The organism is Sinomonas gamaensis (genome assembly GCF_005876955.1).
Classification (GTDB): Bacteria; Actinomycetota; Actinomycetes; order Actinomycetales; family Micrococcaceae; genus Sinomonas; species Sinomonas gamaensis.
In genome coordinates, this window is sequence record NZ_SSCL01000004.1 from 279,987 (window position 1) to 296,683 (window position 16,697).

Consider the following 16,697-nt stretch of genomic DNA (forward strand, 5'->3'; position numbering starts at 1 on the left):
ATGTCCGATGCCGCACCGACGCAGCCCTCAGGCGCGGCCTCGGGCGGGATCCGGCGCAGGGAGTACCCCACCCGCATCGCGTGGGGCGAGTCCCTCCTCGCCTACGATTTCGGCCCTCACCACCCCATGCATCCAAGTCGGCTCGACCTCACCGCCCGCCTCTGCGAAGAACTCGGCCTCTTCGCGCTCCCGGGGGTCGCCGTCGTCGAGCCTCATGTGGCGAGCGACGACGAACTCGCCGCCGTCCACACCCGCGACTACATCGCTGCCGTCCGCAGCGTGAGCGAGGACCCGTCGTCGCCCCTCCCGGAACGCGGACTGGGCACCGACGACGATCCGGTGTTCGCCGGGATGCACGAGGCGAGCGCGCGCATCGCGGGTGGCTCGCTCGAGGCCGCCGACGCCATTCTCGACGGCCGGGCCCAGCATGCCGTGAACTTCGCGGGCGGCATGCATCACGCCGCCGCCGACCACGCGAGCGGCTTCTGCATCTACAACGATGCGGCGCTCGCCATCCAACGGCTGCTCGACGGAGGCTTCGCCCGGATCGCCTATATCGACGTGGATGTCCACCACGGCGACGGCACGCAGGCCGCGTTCTGGAACGACCCCCGCGTCCTCACCATCTCGCTCCACGAGAGCGGCCTCACCCTCTTCCCGGGGACGGGATTCCCGCACGAGATCGGTGGGCCCGACGCCCTCGGATCGGCCGTCAACGTGGCCCTCCCCGCGCGCACCGGCGACGCGGGCTGGCTCCGCGCGTTCCACGCCGTCGTCCCGCCGCTCGTCCAGGCGTTCCGCCCGGACGCGATCGTGAGCCAGCACGGCTGCGACTCCCACTCGCTTGACCCGCTCGCGGATCTGCGGACCAGCGTGGATGCGCAGCGAGAGGTCGCGCTCGGTGTCTCGGGGCTCGCCGCGCGCTTCTGTTCCGACCGCTGGCTGGCCACGGGGGGCGGCGGCTACAGCGTGCTCCACGTCGTGCCCCGGGTGTGGACGCATCTCGTGGGCATCGCCAGCGGGCATCCCATCCCGCTCGGCACCGAGATTCCGGCCGCCTGGCAGGACTTCGCTGCCCAGAAATACCCGAAGCTCGTCGAGGGCCAGACGATCCCGCACCGGATGGGCGAGGAGGCAGACACCTGGTGGCGCTCGTGGGACATCGGCTTCAACCCGAACGACCCCGTGGACCGCGCCATCATGGCCACGCGCAAGGAGGTCTTCCCGGTGCATGGCCTGGACCCGTGGTTCGACTGAATCCGGGGTTTCACCTCGATAGGCTGGAGGCATGGTGACAGACATCTTTGCCGTCATCGCTGACCACACTCGCAGGGACATCCTCCGCGAGCTGCGCGGCGGCGACAAGGCGGTGGGCGAGCTCGTCGAGGCGCTCGACGCGAGCCAGCCCACGGTGTCCAAACACCTCAAGGTCCTCCGCGATGCCGGCCTGGTCACCACGCGCGCGCAGGGACAGAAGCGCTACTACGCCCTCCGCCTCGAGCCGCTTGCCGAGGTCGGCGGGTGGCTCAGCTCGCTGCGGGCCGTTCCGGCCCCCGCCGAGCAGACGACGACGGCGACCGAGCCCGCCGCTGTGCCCTCCGCCGTCGTGCCTTCGCTGGCGGAGCCCCTCGAGGCCGCGCCGCTGGCGCCCAGCCTGCCGATCGTTCCCGCGTCGGAACCCTATGCGCCGTCGCCGGCCGGGGTGGCTGCCGCGGCGGGCACCCGGCCTCAGCAGATTCAGCGGACGGTCGAACGGACGGTCGAGCGGGCGGCGAAGGGGGCCGCCGAGATCATCGCGAACCTGCCGAAGTTCGGCCGCCGCAAGGAGCCCGGGCGACAGCAGGGCTGACGAAACCGTCCGCGGCCCCATCCGGTTTGAGCGAGGCTCCCACAGCAGCCGGGGGACCGGACATATCGTCGGATCCATGAGCAGCACGGAGCAGCTGGAAGTCCTCGAAGGGCAGACCTCGATCGAGGACCTGCTCGGCGAGCCCGTGCTGGGCGCGCCCGAGGAACGCCTCCCGCTGCAGCGCTGCCTGCCGGGGCTGGAGGGACTCGGGTGAAGCGTTCCTCGCTACCTGGCGGAATTGCCGAGCTCCACGAGCAGTTCCCAGGAGTTCCTCGCGGCGCCGGCCAGGAGGGAAAGCTCGACGGCGATCAGCCATGAGGCTCCTCGCAGGTCTCCGACAAGGAAGTCGACGGCGATGGCCAGCGCGGCGGTCTGGAGGAAGAGCCCGAGCCCGAAGCGCAGGACCTGCGCGCGCCGGGAGAGATGGCTGCGCTCGCGGCGGAACGAGCGGACGAACCGGGGCGCGCCCTGGACGATGAGGACCAGGGACGTCGCGGCCATTTCGATGCCGAGCTGGCGGGCCAGCTCCTTGGTGTCCTCGTGCTCGACGATCCGGCGGACGTTGATCGAGACCGAGACGAACAGCAATCCGAGGAGCGTGGCCGCGCCGCCTCCGAGCGTCCCGAGGAAGGGATGGAGCGGGTCAAGGTCACCGGTCATCGGGAGCCACCTGAATTCTGGGTAAGAACCCCTACTCCGCCCGGCCGTGCTCCCGCCGCAGCTCGCGCGCGTGGCGGATGTCCTCGTCCTCCTGCTGCTGCTTCTTCTCGATCTTGCGGGTGTCCTTCGGCGGGAGCTGGATCGTCTCCTCGGCGCGGATGCCGGCCTGAAGTTCACGGCCGCGCTCGACCTCGGCGTCGAATTCGGCGCCGAACAGCAAGGACATGTTCAGGATCCACAGCCACAGGAGAAGGATGATGACGCCGCCCAACGCGCCGTACGTCTTGTTGTAGTGGCCGAAGTTCCCCACGTAGAAGCCGAAGGCCAGCGTCGCGAGGGCGAATACCACGAGCGCGATGAGGGATCCCGTGCTCATCCAGCGGAACTTGGGCTGCCGCACATTGGGCGTGAAGTAGTACAGGATCGCGATGAGGATGATGGCGAGGACGACGGCCACCGGCCACTTTGCGATGTCCCACACTGCAACAGCGGGGCCGCCGAGCCCGATGGCTCCTCCCACGGCCTCTGCCACCGGGCCGCTCAGCACGAGCATTCCGGCGACGACGGCGGCGATGATCACGGCAACTACGGTGACACCCAGCATCGTCCCGCGGACCTTGACGAAGCCGCGGCCCTCGTCCACCTCGTAGATCCGGTTCATCGCGCGACCAAAGGCCCCCACGTAGCCTGAGGCAGACCAGAGCGCGCCTGCGATGCCGCCGATCAGCGCGAGTCCCGCAGCTGGGTTGTGCACGAGGTCCTCGATCGGCTGGCGGATCGTGTCCGCCGTTGAGCCCGGAGCCACGCTCTGGATGAGGTTCATCATCCCCTCGGTAGTCCTTTCGGCCTGCCCGAAGAGCCCGAGGAGCGAAACGAGGGCGAGCAGGGCCGGGAACATGGAGAGGACCGCGTAGTAGGTGAGGCTGGCCGCCAAGTCTGGGCACTGGTCGTCCGTGAACTCGCGGAATGTCTTCTTCGCGACGTATTTCCAGGAAGGCTTCGTGACTTCCCGCAGACGGTCGGGCTTGCGGGGATCGTCGGGCTCGGGGGCGGCCGCAGCTTTGCGCGTGGTGGTGCTGCCGGAGTTCACATCGCTCACAGGGTTTGCTCCTCGTCGGGACCAGAGTCAGATGGACGACTCATGCCCTCCGCGCGCACCAGTGAAACCAAGCGCATCACCCGCTCGGCGTCACCCTGCCTGTCGGCCGACCGTCGACGCCCGCACAATGAGCTCCGGCTTGAAGACCACATTCCGCGGCTCGAGCGCGGGATCCTCCGCCTCCTCGCGGAGGATCGTGACCGCCGTCTTCCCAATGAGCTCGCGCGGCTGGCGCACCGAGGAGAGAGGGACGACGGCGGCGCTTGCGAAATCGATGTCGTCGTACCCCACGATGGCCATGTCGTCCGGGACGCTGAGGTGGCCCTCGCCCATGAGCACCTGCAGGGCGCCGATAGCGACAAGGTCGTTGGCAGCCACGAGGGCCTCAGGACGGTCGGCCGCGTGCCGCGCCAGAAGTGCGCGCGCGGCGCGGCGGCCGTCGTCGAAGGTGAGGCCGATGGTCTCGATCGCCTCGACGGTCGCTCCGTCGAACGCCTCCGCAGCGTTCCGGACCCCGGCGAGGCGGTCCTGGATCTGGGCCAGGCCGGCGGGGCCGCCCACGAAGGCGAGCCGGCGTCTGCCGAGCTCGAGCAGATGGCGGGCAGCGAGCCTGCCTCCCTCGACGTCGTCGACCGCCACCGAGCTCAGGCTGCGGGTCCCGGAAATCCGATCCACGAGGACCGCGGGAGTCCCGGCTGAGCGGAGCCGCTCGAGGCGCTCCCCGAGATCTCCGATGGGGGAGATGAGGAGACCGAGGACACGCTGGGTCTCGAAGTAGTCCACGTGCGCGGCCTCACGCTCAGGGGATTCGTCACTGTTCGCCATGACCACCGAAAGGCCGCCGCGGGCCGCCTCGTCCTCGGCGCCGCGCGCGACGTCGGTGAAGAACGGGTTCCGGGCGTCGAGCACCACGAGCCCGATCGTGGTCGATCGCCCCGCGCGCAGCTGCCGCGCCGCGTCGTTGCGGACGAATCCCAGCTCCCTGATCGCGGCATTGACCTTCTCGACCGTCCCGGCGCGGACGATGTCCGGACGGTTGAGCACGTTCGACACTGTGCCGACGGAGACGCCCGCGAGTTCCGCAACGTCGCGGATGCTCGCGGTCCCAGGTCCGGGCGCAGAGGAGTGGGGGGCGCGGTTCATGGAGGGAGACTATCGCGTGAGAGCCGGGCCCGCTCTGCCATTAGGCGGCGCCACCCGCTGCAACGAGTGAGGCCGCGCGGGCGGCGTCCACCGGGCCGTCCACGAACCACACGCGGAAGGATCGCGTGAGTGTCTCGCCGTCGGCGAGTTCTACCGCCTGCTCCCACGCGAGTGCGGAACCGATCCCCGGGTACCCGGCGAGGCGGACGAACCACGGGTCGCCCGGCGCCTCGGGCGCGGAGGCGACGACGATTCCCGCCTCGGCCCCGCCGATCTTGGCGCTCCACGCCAGCCACGGCGCTGGGCGGCCGTGCACGGCCGCCTCGCCCTCGGCGTCCGGCGTGAAGACCGCCGCGTCCTCGCACGGCGCAAGCCGCAGGAAGAACCCTCCGTAGCCCCCGCCCGTGTTCCCGTTCGATCCCGGTCCGCCGAGGCTCACAGCCTGTACCGCGGTCAGGCGGCTTGCGACGTCGAGGCGCCACGCGCCGTCGCCCGCTCTTGTGGCAGTGGAGGTGCGGTCCTCGCGGAGCAGGATTCCGCCGTCGTGCGCTTCCCAGCTCAGCGCAAGCCGGAGCGAACCCCGCGCGGTCTCGGCGTCGTCGAGCGCGATCCGCCCGTGGTCCTCGCGCCAGACGTAGCGGCCCACCTGCCGGGTGTAGGTGCGGCCGCCCCAGAGGTTGGTCCCGGAGACGTCCTGCAGGGCGAAGCCCAGGCCGAGGTGCCACGGGTGGTCGAGGGGAAGGTGATCCGTGAGGGTTACCCCGCCAAGGGTGTGGACCGGGTGGAGGTACGGGCGCGGGGAGAGCGTGGGGGCGAGGCTCTGCCCGTCGCGCAGCTCGGCCACGGCCTGCCCGTCGGGGAGCGTGAGGGTCGCAGCGGGCTCCTCTCGAGCGGCCCACGGGAGACCGAGTTCGGCGAAGGTCGCCTGACCCTTGACCGCCCGCGCCAGCGCCTCCTCGATCCCCCGGACGATGGGCCGCGCGGCTTGGCCCTTGCCGGTCCACTCGACGTAGTCGTCCCCGATCTGCCGCGGCTCGGGCCCTTCGCGGACCGCCTCGAGGACGCGCATGAACGCGCCTGCGTCCTCGAGGGAGCTCAGAAGCGGGGCGCCCGTGGCCAGATGGTCGAGGAGGTTCTCGGTGAGATCCGTGCGGCCGAAGCGCTCCTCGCGCTCGCCGTGGTCAGTCCGGACGACGAGCCGGTCTTCGGTGTAGTAGAAGTCCGCCTCGCCCTCCGTTCCGTAGATGGTCACCCAGGGCTCGGCGGACTCCGCGGCGCAGAGCGTGAGGGCGCACATGATGGTGAGGCCGGGTGCGGTGCGGAGGCGGACAACGGACGTGTCGTCGGCTTCGATGTGGTGCGCGTGGTAGAGGTCGGTTTCGATGCTCGCCACGTCTTCCTCCCGGCGCGCGCCCGCGATCCGCAGGGCCGTCGCCACGGCGTGGGCCAGCGGGTTCGTCACGACGCCGTCGACCACCTCGACGCCGTTGAGGCTCCGCCTGCCCGCCCACGGCGAACGGGCGTAGTAGGCGAGATCGCGGGTCCACGTCCCGAACGCGCCGATCGACTGGACCCGTCCGATCTCGCCCGACGCCATGAGGGCCTCGATCGCCGGAAGGGCGTGCGAACCGAGGCTCTGGAAGCCGACCTGCACCGCTCGCTTGCTGCGCTGCGCGTGCCCGAGGAGCTCCCGATAGGCCGCGAGCGACGGCACCGGCGGCTTCTCGAGGTAGAGGTGGGCTCCGGCGTCGAGCGCTGCCGCGCCGAGGGGGCCGTGCGTCTGGAGCGGCGTGGCGATGATTGCGACGTCCGGAGTCGGGCGGGCGGCGAGGAGGTCGCCGAGCGAGGCGAACGACGGCGTCCCCTCCGGAACGCTTCCGACCTCCGGCGGCTGGGGGTCGGCCACGGCGTCGAGGACGACGGCGCCCTGCCGCGTGAGGCGCTCGAGGTTCCGCAGGTGGACCAGGCCGAAGCCGTGCGCCCCGACGAGGGCGATGCGGGCGGGCGTTCCAGTGGCTGTTTCCGTGGCGTTCGTCCGGGCGGTGGGGGAGGCGGGCGTGCTCATGGGGCTCCTTTGCGCCGTGAATGGGGTGTCGGCGCGGTTGGAAAGCGCTTTCCAGAAGTCTCGCACGGTCGCGGGGGTTCGTCCAGAGAAGGCCACCTCGTCAGCAGGCGCCCTTCCCTCGCATTGAGCGCCCTTCCCCGCTCATCCGCGCGGGGCCCGGCGCGGATGAGCGGGGAAGGGCGCTCCTTTCCGGAAGGCATCTCGGGTGGATGCGAATGTGCTCTTGACCCTTCTCGATTGCTGGCCTTACTCTGATGAAGACAGCCTTTTTGAATCGATTCATAAAACGACGACAGAGTCGCCGTCGACCCCGTCAGGAGCACCATGAGCGAGACCGCAGCGCGGCGGAGGATCTGCTTCCAGCAGCGGATCCACCCCGACCGGGTCGAGGAGTACAAGCGTCGGCACGCTTCCGTGTGGCCCGAGATGCTCGAGGCACTCAAGGCCACAGGCTGGAACAACTACTCGCTCTTCCTCAGCCCCGAAGGACTGCTGATCGGCTACGTCGAGACGGACAGCCTCGACGCCGCCGCAGCCCGGATGGCCGCGTACGAGGTGAACGCGAGATGGCAGGCCGAGATGGCCGACCTGTTCGACGGCCTCGACGCCCCACCCGACGAATCCTTCGTTCCGCTCGAGGAGATCTTCAACCTCGAGGACCAGCTGGCCGAAGCCCGTTCCGGGCACGCCATGCCCCAGATTTCACAGACAGGAGAGCACTGATGAGCACCGTTCAGATCCCGGAGGCCCTCGACCGCCTCGCGATTGAGGTCCCGTCGTGGGCCTATGGCAACTCGGGCACGCGCTTCAAGGTGTTCGGCACCCCGGGCACGCCGCGGACCGTGCAGGAGAAGCTGCAGGATGCCGCGAAGGTCAACGAGCTGACCGGCCTCGCCCCGAGCGTGGCGCTGCACATCCCGTGGGACAAGGTCGAGGACTACGCGGCCCTGCGCGAGTACGCCGAGGGCCTGGGCGTGAAGCTTGGCACGATCAACTCGAACACGTTCCAGGACGACATCTACAAGTTCGGCTCGCTCACCCATTCCGACGAGACCGTGCGCCGCACGGCGATCGAGCACCATCTCGAGTGCATCGACATCATGGACGCTACGGGTTCGCGTGATCTGAAGATCTGGCTCGCGGACGGCACGAACTATCCGGGCCAGGACGACATCCGCGCCCGTCAGGACCGTCTGGCCGAGTCCCTCGCCGAGATCTACGCGCGCCTCGGTGACGACCAGCGTCTGGTGCTCGAGTACAAGTTCTTCGAGCCGGCCTTCTACCACACCGACGTTCCGGACTGGGGCACGTCCTACGCCCAGACCCTGGCCCTCGGCGAGAAGGCGTTCGTGTGCCTCGACACGGGACACCACGCGCCCGGTACGAACATCGAGTTCATCGTGGCCCAGCTCCTGCGCCTCGGGAAGCTCGGCTCGTTCGACTTCAACTCGCGCTTCTACGCCGACGACGACCTCATCGTGGGCGCGGCGGATCCCTTCCAGCTGTTCCGCATCATGGTCGAGGTGGTCCGCGGCGGAGGCCTCGAGCTCAACTCCGGCGTGGCGCTCATGCTCGACCAGTGCCACAACCTCGAGGAGAAGATCCCGGGTCAGATCCGCTCGGTGCTCAACGTCCAGGAGATGGCCCTGCGTGCCCTGCTCCTCGACCGCGAGGCGCTCGGCGAGGCCCAGCGCAACCACGACGTCCTAGCCGCGAACGCGATCTTCATGGACGCGTTCTATACCGATGTGCGTCCCGCCCTGGCCGCGTGGCGCGAGGAGCGCGGGCTGCCCGCAGACCCGATGGCCGCCTACGCCGCCTCGGGCTACCAGAAGCTCATCAACGAGACTCGCGTCGGCGGCACCCAAGCCGGCTGGGGCGCCTAGGCAGCACCCGCCGTCGTCCGCAGTCCCGCTGCCCGAAGACTCAAGCAAGAGGAAACAATGAACCAGACTGTCGCGGATCTGATCGCCCGCTCGAACCGGCTGGGCGCCGACAAGCGCAACACGAACTACGCCGGAGGCAACACCTCCGCCAAGGGAACCGAGACCGACCCGGTCACAGGAGAGCCGGTCGAGCTCCTGTGGGTCAAGGGCTCCGGTGGAGACCTCGGGACCCTGACCGAAAAGAACCTCGCGATCCTGCGCCTGGACCGGCTGCGCGCGCTCAAGGGCGTGTACCCGGGGGTGGAGCGCGAGGACGAGATGGTCGCGGCGTTCGACTACTGCCTGCATGGCAAGGGCGGTGCGGCGCCGTCGATCGACACCGCGATGCACGCCCTCGTCGACGCCGCGCATGTGGACCACCTCCACCCGGATTCCGGGATCGCGATCGCGACGGCGGCCGACGGCGAGGCGCTCACCGAGAAGATCTTCGGCGGCCGGGTCGTGTGGGTTCCGTGGCGCCGCCCGGGCTTTCAGCTGGGCCTGGACATCGCCGCGATCAAGGAACAGCACCCCGAGGCGATCGGCACGATCCTCGGCGGCCACGGCATCACCGCGTGGGGAGCGTCGAGCGAGGAGGCCGAAGCCAACTCGCTGTGGATCATCGCCGAGGCGGAGAAGTACATCGCCGAGAACGGCCGCCCCGAGCCGTTCGGCCCGGCCCTTGAGGGCTACGGCGCGCTGCCGGAGCATGAGCGCCGCGCCAAGGCTGCTGCGCTCGCCCCGGTGATCCGCGGCCTCGCCTCGATGGACCGCCCGCAGGTGGGTCACTTTACCGATGACGAGCGCGTCCTCGACTTCCTCGCCGCCGCCGAGCACCCGCGCCTGGCCGCGCTCGGCACCTCGTGCCCGGACCACTTCCTGCGCACGAAGGTCAAGCCGCTCGTGCTCGACCTCCCAGCCGACGCCGGGATCGAGGAGAGCATCGCCCGGCTCAAGGAGCTCCACGAGGCGTACCGCGAGGACTACGCGGCGTACTACGAGCGCCATGCCGTCCCCGACTCGCCGGCCATGCGCGGCGCAGACCCCGCAATCGTGCTGATCCCGGGCGTCGGCATGTTCTCGTACGGCAAGGACAAGCAGACCGCACGGGTGGCCGGGGAGTTCTACCTCAACGCGATCAACGTCATGCGAGGCGCCGAGGCGATTTCGACCTACGCCCCGATCGAGGAGAGCGAGAAGTTCCGCATCGAGTACTGGGCGCTTGAGGAGGCCAAGCTCGCCCGCATGCCCAGGCCCAAGTCGCACGCGACCCGTATCGCGCTCGTGACCGGAGCGGCATCGGGCATCGGCAAGGCCATCGCGACCCGCCTCGCCGCCGAGGGCGCGTGCGTCGTCATCGCGGACCTCGACCTCGAGAAGGCCCAGGCCGCGGCCGCGGAGCTGGGGAGTGCCGACGTCGCCATCGGGGTGCACGCGGATGTCACCGACGCAGGCCAGGTCGCCGCGGCGATCGACGCCGCGGTCCTGGCCTTCGGCGGGATCGACCTCGTGGTCAACAACGCGGGCCTGTCCATCTCCAAGCCGCTGCTCGAGACGAGTGAGAAGGACTGGGACCTCCAGCACGACGTCATGGCCAAGGGCTCGTTCCTGGTCTCCCAAGCCGCGGCGAAGGCGATGATCGCCCAGGGCATGGGCGGGGACATCGTCTACATCTCCTCGAAGAACTCCGTCTTCGCCGGCCCGAACAACATCGCGTACTCCGCCGTGAAGGCGGACCAGGCCCACCAGGTGCGCCTCCTCGCGGCCGAACTGGGCGAGTACGGCATCCGGGTCAACGGCATCAACCCGGACGGCGTCGTGCGCGGGTCCGGGATCTTCGCCGGTGGCTGGGGCGCCAAGCGGGCCGCGGTCTACGGCGTCCCGGAGGAGGAGCTGGGCAAGTACTACGCCCAGCGCACGCTGCTCAAGCGCGAAGTCCTGCCGGAGCACGTCGCGAACGCCGCCGCGGTCCTCACGAGCAACGAGCTCGACCACACCACCGGGCTGCACATCCCGGTCGACGCCGGCGTCGCCGCCGCCTTCCTCCGGTGAGCATGGTGGGTTCGACTCGAGCTTTCGCAGCGGTCGACGTCGGCGCCTCCTCGGGGCGGGTCATCCTCGCCGTGGTTGCACCCGGCGCCGAGGGCGCCGCAAAAGGGCACGACGGCGCGCCCCGGGTCGCGCTCGACATCGTCCACCGCTTCCCGAACGGCGTGCTCGACGACGGCGTGAACAGCGACGGCGCGCGCGTCCTGCGCTGGGACGTGTGCGGGATCTTCGCTGAGGTCCAGAAGGGGCTCGCGAAGGTTGCCGAGATCGCCGGGTCGCGGGGGCTGCGGGTCGAGAGCATCGGGATCGATACGTGGGCCGTGGACTACGGGCTCGTAGACGGGGCGGGGCGGCTCAAGCTGCCCGTGCACGCCTACCGCGACCCCCGCACAGAGGCCACCGTGCCGGTGGTGCACCAGAGGGTCTCGCCCGAGAGACTCTACGACGTGACGGGACTGCAGTTCCTCCCGTTCACCACGCTGTACCAGCTTGCGGCCGAGCCCACGCTCGACGGCCTGCAGGCGCTCCTCATCCCGGACCTGCTCGCCTTCTGGCTGACCGGCGCACGGCGAACCGAGGAGACGAACGCGTCCACGACCGGGCTGCTCGACGCGCAGACGGGTGCCTGGTCGGCAGAACTGTTCGAGGCACTTGGACTCCCGGAGAGCCTGTTCCCCGAACTCATCGCCCCGGGGGAGGCCTATGGGACGCTTCTGCCTTCGGTCGCGCAGCGAACGGGGTTGCCGGCGGATACGCCGGTCGTCGCAGTCGGCTCGCACGACACGGCCTCGGCGGTCGCCGCCGTGCCCGCGGCGCCGGGGGAGGACGTCGCCTACATCTCATCGGGGACGTGGTCGCTCGTCGGCGTCGAGCTCGACAAGCCGGTCCTCAGCGAGGCGAGCCGTACAGCGAACTTCACGAACGAGCGCGGCGTGGACGGGACCATCCGATACTTGCGGAACGTCGGCGGGCTGTGGCTGCTGAGCGAATGCCAGCGGCATTGGGCCGAGGAGGGCCGCGAGCTGCCGCTCGAGCAGCTCCTGGCGGAAGCCGCCGCGCTCCCGGTTGGCGGCCCGCAGGTTGACGCTGACTCGGACGAGTTCATCGCTCCCGGGAACCTGCCAGCGCGACTCGCTTCCGCCGTCGAACGCGGCGGGGGCACACTCTCAGGCGAGCCGGCCGCCGTCGTCCGCTGCATCCTCGACAGCCTCGCCGCAGCCTACACGCGGACCCTTGCGCAGGCGCAGGCGCTCTCGGGGCGCCGCCCGCGGGCCATCAACGTGGTCGGCGGGGGCTCGCAGAACGAGCTCTTGTGCCAGCTCACCGCCGCGGCAACCGGCCTGCCGATCATTGCCGGACCGGTCGAAGCGACCGCGCTCGGGAATGTCCTGGTCCAAGCCCGCGCGGCCGGGGCTCTGACGGGGGGCCTGGACGCTCTGCGCGCCGCAGTTCGGGCGAGCACCAGGCTGCGCGAGTACGCGGCGGTCACCGCCTAGCCTGCGCCGTCACTTCCGCACGGTGTCACCTTCGAGGGGCAGGCCCGCCGCAGCGGCGCGCTCGAAGGAATCGTCGATATGCACCACGCCATACCCGGCTCGGTCGAGCAGGCTAGCCGCAACACCCGCCCGGTAGCCCGAGCCGCAGTGCACCCAAAGCCTCCCCGCCGGAACCTCGTCAAGGCGGGAGAGCAACTCGTGAATCGGGATGTTGACGGCCCCCTCGATCCTCGCCGCCTTGTGCTCCTCGGCTCGGCGCACGTCGAGGATCACGTCCTCCGGCGTGCGTTGCGCGGCCACGTCCTGCCAGCGGACCCGCGGATAGGAAGACAAGGGGGCGCCCGGCGCCAACCGTGCAGGATCCTCGCCAAGGGCCGCGTCCGGGGAGTCGATCCCGATGCGCGATAGGTCGCGAATCGCGTTCTCGACGTCGTCCCGCGAGCCGACGAGCGTGAGCTGGCGGTCGTAGGGGAAGAGCCAGCCAACGTACGTCGTGAACCGTTCGCCGTCCCCGTACTCGAAGCTCGCGCTGCCCTTGAGATGTTCCGCGGAATAAGCCACCCGATTGCGCAGGTCCACGACCCACTCACCGGCTGCGAGGCGTGCGCTCAGCTCGGCGGGGTCCAGCGGTTCCGGCACTGCCAGATCTGGTTCCCCGGGCCCCGCCGCGTTCAGAGGCGCCATATGGGCGTAGTAGCTCGGGTAGGCGGACAGGTTGGCGATGAGTTCGGCGACAAAGTGCGCTTCGTCGTCGTCGGTGAAGACGTGATTCGTTCTGAACTGTTCGCCGAGGGTTGATCCGGCCGCGCCGCTGGCCGGCCCGACCGAGCAGAACGAGCCGAACCCGTGGGTGGGGTAGAGCGCGGCCGTATCGCCAGCCTCACGGGCGAGGCGGCGGGCGGACGAGTACTGATCGTGGGCGAGCCCGATCGTGTCACCCGGGCCCAGCAGGTCCGTTCGCCCCACCGAGCCATACAGCACGCTGCCGCCGGAGAACACGGCCTGCCGGCCGTGATGTTCGACGACGAACGAGAGGTGGTTGTGCGTGTGCCCCGGGGTGGCAATCGCCTTCACGGAGAGCTCGCCGACCGCGAAGGTCCCGCCGTCGGAGATGCGCCTCCGCTCGAACGAGACGGTCTCCGCGGCGTTGACCACGTACGTGGCCCCGTGCTTCCGGGCGAGGATGTAGCCGCCAGTGACGTAGTCGTTGTGGAGGTGCGTCTCCGCCACGTGCGTTACGGTGACTCCGGCCTTCGCGACGGCCGCCTCCAAGCGGTCGATGTCGCGTTGGGCGTCGATGACGAGCGCTGCGTGACCGTCGTGCACGATGTAGCTCCGGTCGCCCAGCTGGGGTGTGTCGATCACGATGACGTCCATGTCAATCCCTCCGAGGCGAGCGTACGCCCGTGGGGTATCAGACGCGATGGGGACGGTTCCGCACGAGGGCGACAGCAGAGGGTCACGAAGTCGACGAAGGCCAGACCACGATTGTGCCCGGACCTGGCCTCTAAGAACCGCGTAGCGATCAGGAGGCCTTTTACGCCCCCGCAACACGCGCGCCCTCGCCACGAAACGGTGCTCTCCCACACTGGAGCGCAGGATCGGGGGAGGAGCGGAGGCATACATGGCAACACCCCTCAATCGCACAGTGGCGGACTCGGCGCTCTTGGGCCGATCCCTCCCGCTGGGGCTCTTGCGTCCCTACCTGCAGGTAGAAGACGATGGCGACGGACTCGGACCCCATCTCATGGCCGAGCTCAAGCTCATCGCGCGGGAGCCGTCGCTCCTCGTTGCGTGCAACTACGGCGGCACGCTCACCTCCGTGGACGGCCAAACCACGGAGACGCTCCCGCTGGGCAGCGCCGCCGTCGCCCTCCGCGCGCTCGCAGCGCTCCCCAACACGCATGCAGCGGTCATCTCAGGGCGTTCCCTCCGCGATCTCGCGGCGATGTCGCGCCTCCCGGCAGAGATCCACCTCGTCGGCTCCCACGGCCACGAGTTCGACATGGCGTTCGCGTACAGCACGTCGCACGCCACGGAGAGCGTGCTCCAGCTCGCGGGGAACGACCTCGTCGAGCGCCTCACGGCACGGCTCGGCGAGCCGCAGTCCGAACGCCTCGTCGCGGACCGCGGGCTCGCCTTCGAGCGCAAGCCCTCCGCTTTCGCCGTCCACCGACGCGACGCCGACCCTGACGCCGCAGAAGCGGCGACCGCCGTCGCCCGCGAAATCGCCGCCGCCTACGGCCTGTTCTTCGTGGAGGACGGCACCGTCGTCGACCTCTCGGTGCTGCCGCCTGCGAAGGGCGCCGCTCTGGACCGACTCCGGTCGCAGCTCGGGGTGAGCGCCGCGCTCTACGCCGGGGACGCTTCGAGCGACGAGGACGCGCTCGCCACCCTGCGGGGCCCCGACCTCGGGCTGCACATCGGGCCGCGCTCGACGACGGCGAAGCACCGGCTGCGCGATCCGGAGGCTTTCGCTCGGGTGCTGGCGGTCCTCTTCGAGCTGCGGCGCGCCTGGCTCTTCGGCGAGGAGGCCGTGGCCCTCGAGCGGCACTCCATGCTCGGGGATGGGAGCTCGACGGCGCTCGTCACCCCGGACGGCAAGATCTGCTGGATGACCCACCCGCTCCCCGACTCGGGTTCTCTGTTCGCGCACGTCCTCGGCGGCGAACCGGCCGGCCACTTCTCCGTGAGTCCCGTCGCTGGGACGCGGCTCCTGGGCCAGCGGTACCTCGACAACACGATGATCGTCGAGACCCGTTGGGCGGACATGGACGTGCTCGACTACCTCGAGCCATCGCCCGAGGGCATCACCCAGCTCGTGCGCGTGCTCACGGGGAAGGGCGTGGCCCGCATCGTGTTCGCCCCGCGCCCTGATTACGCCGGCGCACCCTGCGCGATCGAGGAGCGGGGCGAGTCGCTCCACGTTGTCGGGACATCGGAGCCGATCGCGCTGCACGCTCCGGGGGTTCGCTTCGTCGTCGCGAGCGACGGGCGTCACGCCACTGCGACCGGGCAGGTGGATCTCTCGCGGGGCCCTGTTGTCCTGACGCTGCGATGCGGGGATCCGGAGCCGTTCGAGCCGGATCCTTCAGGCGAACCGCAGCGGCGGGCGGCCGTTGCGGAGGGCGCGCGGGGCTGGGTGCGGCGCCTCGACATCCCGGCGGTCAAGCCGTCCTTGGTCGTCCGGTCGGCGCTCACGCTGCGGCATCTGGTCCACGAGCCCACCGGCGCGGTCCTCGCGGCGCCCACGACGTCCCTTCCCGAGGGCATCGGCGGGACGCGGAATTGGGATTACCGGTACTGCTGGCTGCGGGACGCGTCCCTGAGCGTCCTTGCGCTCGTGGAGCTCGGCTCCACGGACGAGGCGAACGGTTTCCTCGCATGGCTCGGCCGCATCCTCACGACCGCTTCGGGCCCCGAATGGCTCCACCCGCTCTACTCGGTCACGGGGGCGCCGCTCTCCACCGAGGCCTCGATCGAGCATCTTCCGGGCTACGCGGGCTCGCGGCCCGTGCGGATCGGCAACGCCGCGGACCATCAGGTGCAGCTCGATGTGTTCGGTCCGGTCGCGCAGCTCATCGACGCCCTCTCGGAGCGCACGGGGCACCTGCCCGATGAGCACTGGGAACTGCTGCGGCAGATGGCCTTCGCCGTGGCGGCCCGGTGGCACGAGCCCGACCACGGCATCTGGGAAGCCAGGCGCGCGCCGCGCCACCACGTCTACTCGAAGACGATGTGCTGGGTCACGCTCGACCGGGCCCTCCGCGCCGCCCGCCGCCACGGACGCGAGGCCGACGACGGCTGGGAGCCGCTCGCCGCCGTCGTCCGCTCCGAGGTGCTCGCCCAAGGCTGGCACGACGAGGCCCAGGCGTTCACGGTCGCCTACGGCAGCCCCGATTTGGACGCCGCCGTGCTCCACGTCGGGCTGTCTGGGCTCGTCGACCCGCTCGACCCGCGCTTCCTCGCGACCGTCGCCGCGGTCGAGCGGGAGCTGCGGGTGGGGCCCACCGTCTTCAGGTACATGTACGACGACGGCCTGCCGGGCTTGGAGGGCGGGTTCCACCTGTGCACGGCGTGGCTCATCGAGGCCTACCTCGCGGTGGGGCGGCGTGACGATGCCGAGGATCTGTTTGCACGACTCGTCGCGCTCATGGGCCCCACGGGACTGCTGCCCGAGGAGTACGATCCCTCGACCGAGACGCATCTCGGGAATCACCCGCAGGCGTACTCGCATCTGGGCTTCATCCGGTGCGCCCGGCTTCTGGACGAGAAGCGCCGTCCTGAATCGACTGCTCCATAACTGTCGTTTTCACCGCTCATAACGACAGTTATGGAGCAATCGATGGGGAGCGGAGGGGAGGGGCGGGCAGGCGCTTTCCCGTATATCTTTGGCAGAGGCGTGACGGTG

Annotated in this window: 13 protein-coding genes; 8 read left to right on the forward strand and 5 right to left on the reverse strand. The window is 70.0% G+C overall.

All coding sequences use genetic code 11. From position 1 onward, the window contains the following. From E5679_RS08150 to E5679_RS20805, 3 genes are all read left to right on the forward strand, one after another. Positions 1-1,257, forward strand: a complete 1,257-nt coding sequence (locus E5679_RS08150) for an acetoin utilization protein AcuC (protein ID WP_420821064.1) — start codon at positions 1-3, stop codon at positions 1,255-1,257. Between the two features lie 31 nt (positions 1,258-1,288). After that, positions 1,289-1,849, forward strand: coding sequence for an ArsR/SmtB family transcription factor (locus tag E5679_RS08155; RefSeq protein WP_138414587.1), 561 nt, complete (start codon positions 1,289-1,291; stop codon positions 1,847-1,849). Positions 1,850-1,925: 76 nt separating this feature from the next. Continuing rightward, the gene (locus E5679_RS20805) at positions 1,926-2,063 is read left to right on the forward strand and encodes a hypothetical protein (protein WP_171042291.1); all 138 of its coding nucleotides are present in this window, start codon (positions 1,926-1,928) and stop codon (positions 2,061-2,063) included. A gap of 11 nt (positions 2,064-2,074) precedes the next feature. On the opposite strand, the gene E5679_RS08160 is transcribed toward E5679_RS20805, so the two are convergent. The 4 genes from E5679_RS08160 to E5679_RS08175 all read right to left on the reverse strand — a co-directional run bounded on the left by E5679_RS08160 (position 2,075) and on the right by E5679_RS08175 (position 6,816). Beyond that, positions 2,075-2,509, reverse strand: a complete 435-nt coding sequence (locus tag E5679_RS08160) for a hypothetical protein (protein WP_138414589.1) — start codon at positions 2,507-2,509, stop codon at positions 2,075-2,077. 31 nt (positions 2,510-2,540) lie between these two features. Further along, positions 2,541-3,608: a YihY/virulence factor BrkB family protein gene (locus E5679_RS08165; protein ID WP_138414591.1), complete on the reverse strand. Its 1,068-nt coding sequence runs from the start codon at positions 3,606-3,608 to the stop codon at positions 2,541-2,543. A gap of 90 nt (positions 3,609-3,698) precedes the next feature. Then, positions 3,699-4,751 carry a LacI family DNA-binding transcriptional regulator gene (locus E5679_RS08170; RefSeq protein ID WP_138414593.1) on the reverse strand — a complete coding sequence of 351 codons (1,053 nt, stop codon included), beginning with the start codon at positions 4,749-4,751 and terminating at the stop codon, positions 3,699-3,701. Positions 4,752-4,791: 40 nt separating this feature from the next. Further along, positions 4,792-6,816 carry a DUF6807 family protein gene (locus E5679_RS08175; protein WP_138414595.1) on the reverse strand — a complete coding sequence of 675 codons (2,025 nt, stop codon included), beginning with the start codon at positions 6,814-6,816 and terminating at the stop codon, positions 4,792-4,794. Positions 6,817-7,140: 324 nt separating this feature from the next. Here E5679_RS08175 and E5679_RS08180 point away from each other — a divergent pair, with 324 nt between their 5' ends. From E5679_RS08180 to E5679_RS08195, 4 genes are read left to right on the forward strand one after another with little or no spacing between them, the layout of a single operon-like run. Then, complete coding sequence (locus E5679_RS08180; RefSeq protein ID WP_138414597.1) at positions 7,141-7,539, forward strand: L-rhamnose mutarotase; 399 nt, start codon at positions 7,141-7,143, stop codon at positions 7,537-7,539. Next, entirely contained in the window at positions 7,539-8,702 is a 1,164-nt protein-coding gene (gene rhaI / locus E5679_RS08185; RefSeq protein ID WP_138414599.1) for an L-rhamnose isomerase, read from the forward strand. The genes E5679_RS08180 and rhaI overlap by 1 nt, the downstream gene beginning before the upstream one ends. Positions 8,703-8,759: 57 nt before the next feature. Then, positions 8,760-10,793, forward strand: a complete 2,034-nt coding sequence (locus E5679_RS08190; protein WP_138414602.1) for a bifunctional aldolase/short-chain dehydrogenase — start codon at positions 8,760-8,762, stop codon at positions 10,791-10,793. Positions 10,794-10,795: 2 nt separating this feature from the next. Next, positions 10,796-12,286, forward strand: a complete 1,491-nt coding sequence (locus E5679_RS08195) for a rhamnulokinase (protein WP_138414746.1) — start codon at positions 10,796-10,798, stop codon at positions 12,284-12,286. A 9-nt stretch (positions 12,287-12,295) separates the two neighbouring features. Here E5679_RS08195 and E5679_RS08200 read toward each other — a convergent pair whose 3' ends face one another. Then, positions 12,296-13,663, reverse strand: a complete 1,368-nt coding sequence (locus E5679_RS08200; protein ID WP_138414604.1) for an MBL fold metallo-hydrolase — start codon at positions 13,661-13,663, stop codon at positions 12,296-12,298. Between the two features lie 247 nt (positions 13,664-13,910). Between E5679_RS08200 and E5679_RS08205 the strand changes: the two genes are divergently transcribed. Then, positions 13,911-16,589 (forward strand): trehalase-like domain-containing protein, encoded by a 2,679-nt coding sequence (locus E5679_RS08205; RefSeq protein WP_138414606.1) that lies wholly within the window; start codon positions 13,911-13,913, stop codon positions 16,587-16,589. Positions 16,590-16,697 lie beyond the last annotated feature (108 nt).

Excerpts from the sequence above, each read along its gene's own strand:
- E5679_RS08150 (WP_420821064.1), top strand. The coding sequence starts at position 1 with ATGTCCGATGCCGCACCGACGCAGCCCTCAGGCGCGGCCTCGGGCGGG.
- E5679_RS08155 (WP_138414587.1), top strand. The coding sequence starts at position 1,289 with ATGGTGACAGACATCTTTGCCGTCATCGCTGACCACACTCGCAGGGAC.
- E5679_RS20805 (WP_171042291.1), top strand. The coding sequence starts at position 1,926 with ATGAGCAGCACGGAGCAGCTGGAAGTCCTCGAAGGGCAGACCTCGATC.
- E5679_RS08160 (WP_138414589.1), bottom strand. The coding sequence starts at position 2,509 with ATGACCGGTGACCTTGACCCGCTCCATCCCTTCCTCGGGACGCTCGGA.
- E5679_RS08170 (WP_138414593.1), bottom strand. The coding sequence starts at position 4,751 with ATGAACCGCGCCCCCCACTCCTCTGCGCCCGGACCTGGGACCGCGAGC.
- E5679_RS08175 (WP_138414595.1), bottom strand. The coding sequence starts at position 6,816 with ATGAGCACGCCCGCCTCCCCCACCGCCCGGACGAACGCCACGGAAACA.
- E5679_RS08180 (WP_138414597.1), top strand. The coding sequence starts at position 7,141 with ATGAGCGAGACCGCAGCGCGGCGGAGGATCTGCTTCCAGCAGCGGATC.
- rhaI (WP_138414599.1), top strand. The coding sequence starts at position 7,539 with ATGAGCACCGTTCAGATCCCGGAGGCCCTCGACCGCCTCGCGATTGAG.
- E5679_RS08190 (WP_138414602.1), top strand. The coding sequence starts at position 8,760 with ATGAACCAGACTGTCGCGGATCTGATCGCCCGCTCGAACCGGCTGGGC.
- E5679_RS08195 (WP_138414746.1), top strand. The coding sequence starts at position 10,796 with ATGGTGGGTTCGACTCGAGCTTTCGCAGCGGTCGACGTCGGCGCCTCC.
- E5679_RS08200 (WP_138414604.1), bottom strand. The coding sequence starts at position 13,663 with ATGGACGTCATCGTGATCGACACACCCCAGCTGGGCGACCGGAGCTAC.
- E5679_RS08205 (WP_138414606.1), top strand. The coding sequence starts at position 13,911 with ATGGCAACACCCCTCAATCGCACAGTGGCGGACTCGGCGCTCTTGGGC.